At 71.4% G+C, this 4,864-nt stretch carries 5 protein-coding genes; all 5 read right to left on the bottom strand.

Translation table 11 applies throughout. From position 1 onward, the window contains the following. Positions 1-155: 155 nt before the first annotated feature. The gene (locus tag AC1D12_RS24870) at positions 156-1,403 is read right to left on the bottom strand and encodes an MFS transporter (RefSeq protein WP_477843535.1); all 1,248 of its coding nucleotides are present in this window, start codon (positions 1,401-1,403) and stop codon (positions 156-158) included. 23 nt (positions 1,404-1,426) lie between these two features. After that, positions 1,427-2,494, bottom strand: a complete 1,068-nt coding sequence (locus AC1D12_RS24865) for a phosphotransferase family protein (protein ID WP_477843534.1) — start codon at positions 2,492-2,494, stop codon at positions 1,427-1,429. 40 nt (positions 2,495-2,534) lie between these two features. Continuing rightward, positions 2,535-3,311, bottom strand: coding sequence for an SDR family oxidoreductase (locus AC1D12_RS24860; RefSeq protein WP_477843532.1), 777 nt, complete (start codon positions 3,309-3,311; stop codon positions 2,535-2,537). A gap of 5 nt (positions 3,312-3,316) precedes the next feature. Then, positions 3,317-4,333 (bottom strand): Fe(II)-2OG oxygenase family protein, encoded by a 1,017-nt coding sequence (locus AC1D12_RS24855; protein WP_477843530.1) that lies wholly within the window; start codon positions 4,331-4,333, stop codon positions 3,317-3,319. A 53-nt stretch (positions 4,334-4,386) separates the two neighbouring features. Next, positions 4,387-4,864, bottom strand: a 478-nt coding sequence (locus AC1D12_RS24850; protein WP_477843528.1) for a hypothetical protein, incomplete at its 5' end; no start/stop codon positions are given.

The raw sequence follows: 4,864 nt of genomic DNA, 5'->3' as shown, positions 1-4,864 counted from the left end.
CGACGAGATCGAGGTCGGAATGGTCGTCGTGCCGGCCGCTGGCTTGCGAGCCGCCGAGCGCGACGGCCAGCGCATGCGGGCAGTGGCGCAGCGTGGCCTGCGACAGCTGTTCGGCGAGGCGGGTGCAATCTCTCATGGGAGCTCCCGGCAGGGCGTCATGCGCGCAGCGCCACGGTGACGCGGGCTCGCTGGGCCAGGGCGGCCCGGATGGCGATCACGAGCGCGCCGGCGGCGGTCATCGCGGACGCCAGCGCGTACACGCAGGGGCCCCAGGTCGGCAGTGCGCGGCTCGCGAACCAGGCGCCGCCGGCCATGCCGATGCCGTGCGCGCAGGCGGTGTAGAGCGCCTGGCCGGTGATGGCGTAGCGGTTCGGGCTCAGGTCACGCACCCACAGCGCGCACAGCGCGTGCGTCCAGGAGAACGAGGCGACGTGCAGCATGAAGCCGACCAGCAGGCACGGCAGGCTGTCGTCGTCGGCGAGCAGCGACCAGCGCAGCAGGGACAGCATCACGACCGCACCGAACAGCCGGGCGTTGCCCCAGCGGGCGCGCAGGCGGTCGAAGGCCGCGAAGCCGAGCGTTTCGACGCCGAAGGCCGCGCACCACAGCGCGGCAATGGCCGGGCTGCCGACGCCTTGCTGCTGCAGCAGCAAGGTGGCGCTGCTGTAGAAGACGCCGTTGGCGCCGATCAGCAGCGTGGCGCCGACCAGCAGCAGCACACCGCTGCGGGTGGCGAGCGACGCGGGCGCGCGGGTGGGCATCGCGATGACGGCAGGCGCCGAATCTGGCAACTGCTCGGACAACTGCGCGGGCAACTGCTCCGGCACCGGCGCGGGTGCCCGCACCATGGATCGCACGGCCGACTGCATCGCGTGCAGGCTGGTGATCAGCACCAGCGCCGACACCAGCACCATCAGCGGCAAGGCAGCCTGCTGCCATGCGACCCCGGCCGACCACAGGCCGCCGAACAGCAGCACGCCGGCGCACACCGATGCCGAACCGAGCGCCCGCATCGCGCCATAGCGCATCGCGCCGCCGGTACCCCTCAGCCGGGTCGCGAGGGCCTCGAGCAGGCTCTGGCAGTAGTTGCGGCAGGCGGCCATGACGACCACCGCGAGCAGCAGCCCGGCGAAATGCGTCGAGGTGCCGAGCAGCCAGGCGGCGCCGAGGACGGCCCAGGCGGCCACCCACAGCAGGCTCGACTGGCGTCGCGCTGCATCGGCCCACCACGCGAGCAGCGGCCCGGTGACCAGCTTGACGCCGAACACGGCGCTGAAGATCCATGCCACCTCGTCGGGGGCCAGCCCCTTGTCGCGCAGGAAGGGCGGCAGGTAGCTCAGCAGCACGCCGGCCGGCAGGAAGAAGCCGATGTAGCCGAGGGGCAGGTGCCATGCGTGGCTCACGCGACTCATGCGGCTCACGCGGCTCACAGTTGGCGCTCCAGCATGCCCAGGCTCCACGCCCGCACGCGCCGGCCGGCGGTGTCGTCGAGGTGTCCGGTCCAGACGGCGCGCGTCGGGCCGACCAGCCGGTACAGGCACTGGAAGGCCAGGTGCAGGTGCAGGCGTCGCCGCCAGGCCGGCGGGTCGGCCAGCAGCCGAGCACTGGCGTAGTGGTCCCAGGCGCGCGCGACGAGGGGGAGCGGGTCGCGGTCGTGGCGCAGCGCGCGGATCACGTACTCGCTCAGCAGGTAGGCGAGGTCGTAGCAGCCTTCGCCGCAGTGGCCCTGCTCGAAGTCGATGACCGACACGCCGTTCTCGGCGTCGACCAGCACGTTGCGGGAGTTCAGGTCGCCGTGCACCGGCTCGGCTTCGAGCACGAGGTAGTCGTGGATGAACGCCAGCGCCGCGCGGTGCAGGTGCGGCGGCAGTTCATCGACCAGCCGGGCATATTGCAGCTCGATCTTGAAGGCCTTGAAGGGCCGGCTCGCGGCGAGCAGGCTGTCGCGCGGCTGCAGCGGCAGCGCGTGCAGCCGGCCCAGCCAGCGCGCGATCGAACGCAGGGGCAGCTCGATGCGGGGCTCCTGGCCGGCGGCGGCGGTGGAGTGGGTGCCGGGGGCCTGCAGACGCTCGTACAGCGGCGTGCCGGCCGCAGCATCCATCGCGATCACGTCGTACTCGCTCTGGATCGCGACCAGTGCCGGCACGTTCAGCGGCGGCGTGCCGGCGTGCATCGCGGCGGCCCGCGAGGCCATGTCGTGCCAGCTGCAGGCGACGAGGCAGCGCTGTGCCGCACGCGTCGGCAACGGGGGGAAGTCGCCCGACAAGGCCGCTTCGGTGAAGCGCTTCAGGTAGTGCGTGCCGGCCGGGGATGTCACCTTCAGCACGCGGTTGAACAGGCCGCCGGTGACCGGCTCGATCTGCTGCGGGCTCGGCCACAGCAGGCGGGCGACCTGGATCATCTCGCTGTCGATGCCGATGGTGTCGGCCGGGGGCAGCGGGAGCGGCAGGCTGAGTGCGGGGAGCGTGGCGGTGGCGGTAGCGGTGTGGGGCATGGTGCGAGCCTGTGACGGAGGGTGGTGCAAGGACGCGGGGTCAGCGCGCCGGATGTCGGTGGATGCCGCGCACGTACAGGCTCTGCGCGACCGGGAAGAGGCTGATCTCCTGCACGTTGACGTGCGCGGGCTGCTGGTGGATCCATTCGATGGTGCGCGCCAGGTCGTGCGCTTCGAGCGGCGCGAAGCCTTCGAAGCGGGCGGCGGCATCGAGGCCGGGCTGGCCGTCGAGCAGGCCGGTGCGGGTGGTGCCGGGCTGCACGCAGCTGACGCGCACGCCCGAGCCGTGCAGGTCGGCGCGCACGCAGCGCAGCAGCTGCTGCGTGTAGGCCTTGCTCGCGGCATAGGCCGCCATCAGCGGGGCGGCGTCGTGCCCGGCGATCGAACCGAGCACGACCAGCGTGCCGCTGCCGCGCTGCAACAGCAGCCGGGCGAGGTCGCGCACGACGAGCGTGGTGCCGAGCACGTTGGTGTCGATGGTGGCGTGCAGCTCGGCATCGCTCATCGCGGTGAGCGGTGCACCCTGGAAAGCGCAGCCGGCACAGTGCACCGCGAGTTCGATGTCGTGCAGCCGCAGGCGGCCGCGCTCGGCGAGCTGGCCGAATGCGGCATGCAGGCCGGGCCGAGCGACATCGTGGGGCAGCGCGATGAAGCGGCGCGGCCAGTCGCGTTCGAGTTCGGCCAGCAGCGCGGCGTCGCGCGCAATGCCGATCACGCTGAAGCCGCTCGCGAGCAGGCCCTGCGCGACCGCACGGCCGATGCCGCGGCTCGCGCCCGTCACGGCGCACCAGCGGGCGGGTGGGGGGCTTTCATCCATCGCGGTCATCCATTGACCAGGTACGAGCTGCCGGGGACCAGGTGCGGCTGGTGCGGCGCGATGGCATGGACGTTGACCGTCTTGATGCTCCAGCGCCGGTGTTGGGCGGCCTCGTCGCGCACGATGCCGATCTCCTTGCCGTGCAGCGACAGGTTGTTCGAGATCGAGACGAAATCGCCCGGGCGCATCAGCACCCGGCGCTTCATCGCGTGCAGCGTGGCGGTCAGCCGCTTCACGGCACGGGTCGCCGAATCGGTCAGGCCCTCGGTGCGGTTCTCGAAGAAGCGCAGGTCGACCTCGCGTGTCAGCACCGCATGCTCGGACGCCTTGCCCAGGGCCACGTTGCCGCCCACCATCGACAGGTCGTCGAACGGTGTGTAGAACGCGGCTTCGCGCAGCACCGCCAGCGTGTCCTTGTCGAGTGCGGCCAGCACGTCGCGGTTGGCGACGAAGGTGGTCCAGATCTCGTTGTCGTCGCAGCTGCGCAGCGCCAGGATGTTGACCAGGTCGGGGCGCACGAAGTGGTTCGCGAGGTCCTTGTGGAAATGGATCGGACCGAGTGCCTTCTGCGATTGCGAGTCCTTCAGCGCGTCCTTCGGGAAGATGTCCTGGAAGACATCGCCGTCGTTCACGTTCAGGTACGAGATCGGGTGCTCGCCGGCCACCTCGGCGTACAGCTGCAGGAAGCCTTCGGCGACGAAGCTGCGCTTCAACCGGTGCTTGTCGGCCACCGGGTCGACATTGCCCAATTCGGGCAGCAGGCTGTCGATCGGGCAGTTCTCGACGAACACGAACGGCCGCTCGTACGCGGATGCGCGCCGGCGCCCCTCCATGAAGTCGCGAAAGCGCGCGAGGTTCGGATCCCCCGCGACCAGCATGCGGATCTCGTGGCTGAACGCCTCGTAGGCCTTGTACGGGCTCACGCGGATCGACTCCAGGCGCTGGACCAGCGCGCTGCGTTCTGCGTCGCTGAAGCTGAAATCCAGCGGCAGCTCGCGGCATCGGGTGTCGAGGGGGGTCATCTTCTGTTCTCCCTGAAGGTCGGGTGAGGGTGCGGATGCGGTTGGGGTGGCCGTCATCGATCGAGCAGCTGGCGCAGCCCGTGCTTGCCGCAGACGGGGTCGATCGTGATCTCGAGCCAGGGCACGTCGGCGGCGCGCAGCCAGCCGAGCGCCGCGGCACCGGGCTCCGGCCGCTGCGCGAGGCCCCGCGTGTCACCGTGCCAGCACGGGAAATCGGGGTCATCGGCCGGGAACAGCGCATCGGCGATGTCGGCATGCTGCAGGCCCGCGGTGCTGCCCGAGGCATGCACGGTGACGCCGGCGGCGTGGCCCGGCTCGAGCGTGGCCCGCACCACGCCGGCCAGCGGCGCGCGCGGCACGTACAGCGTGCCCAGCACCTCGGCCAGCAGGCAGGGCGCGACGATGCGCTTGTGCCGCTGCGCGTAGCTGCGCCGGTACAGCGCCCGGTCGCAGGTCTGGCCGGCATCGATGTGGCGGCGCTGCAGGTCGCGCAGGCCGGCGTCGAAGATGCGGCGCAGCTCGGGGTAGTCG

Source organism: Rhizobacter sp. P1_G5 (assembly GCF_056405435.1).
This window is presented reverse-complemented; position numbering and strand designations above follow the sequence as displayed.

Bases quoted from the DNA above. Each gene is read 5' to 3' on its own strand.
- AC1D12_RS24865 (WP_477843534.1), bottom strand. From the start codon at position 2,494: ATGCCCCACACCGCTACCGCCACCGCCACGCTCCCCGCACTCAGCCTG.
- AC1D12_RS24860 (WP_477843532.1), bottom strand. From the start codon at position 3,311: ATGGATGAAAGCCCCCCACCCGCCCGCTGGTGCGCCGTGACGGGCGCG.
- AC1D12_RS24855 (WP_477843530.1), bottom strand. From the start codon at position 4,333: ATGACCCCCCTCGACACCCGATGCCGCGAGCTGCCGCTGGATTTCAGC.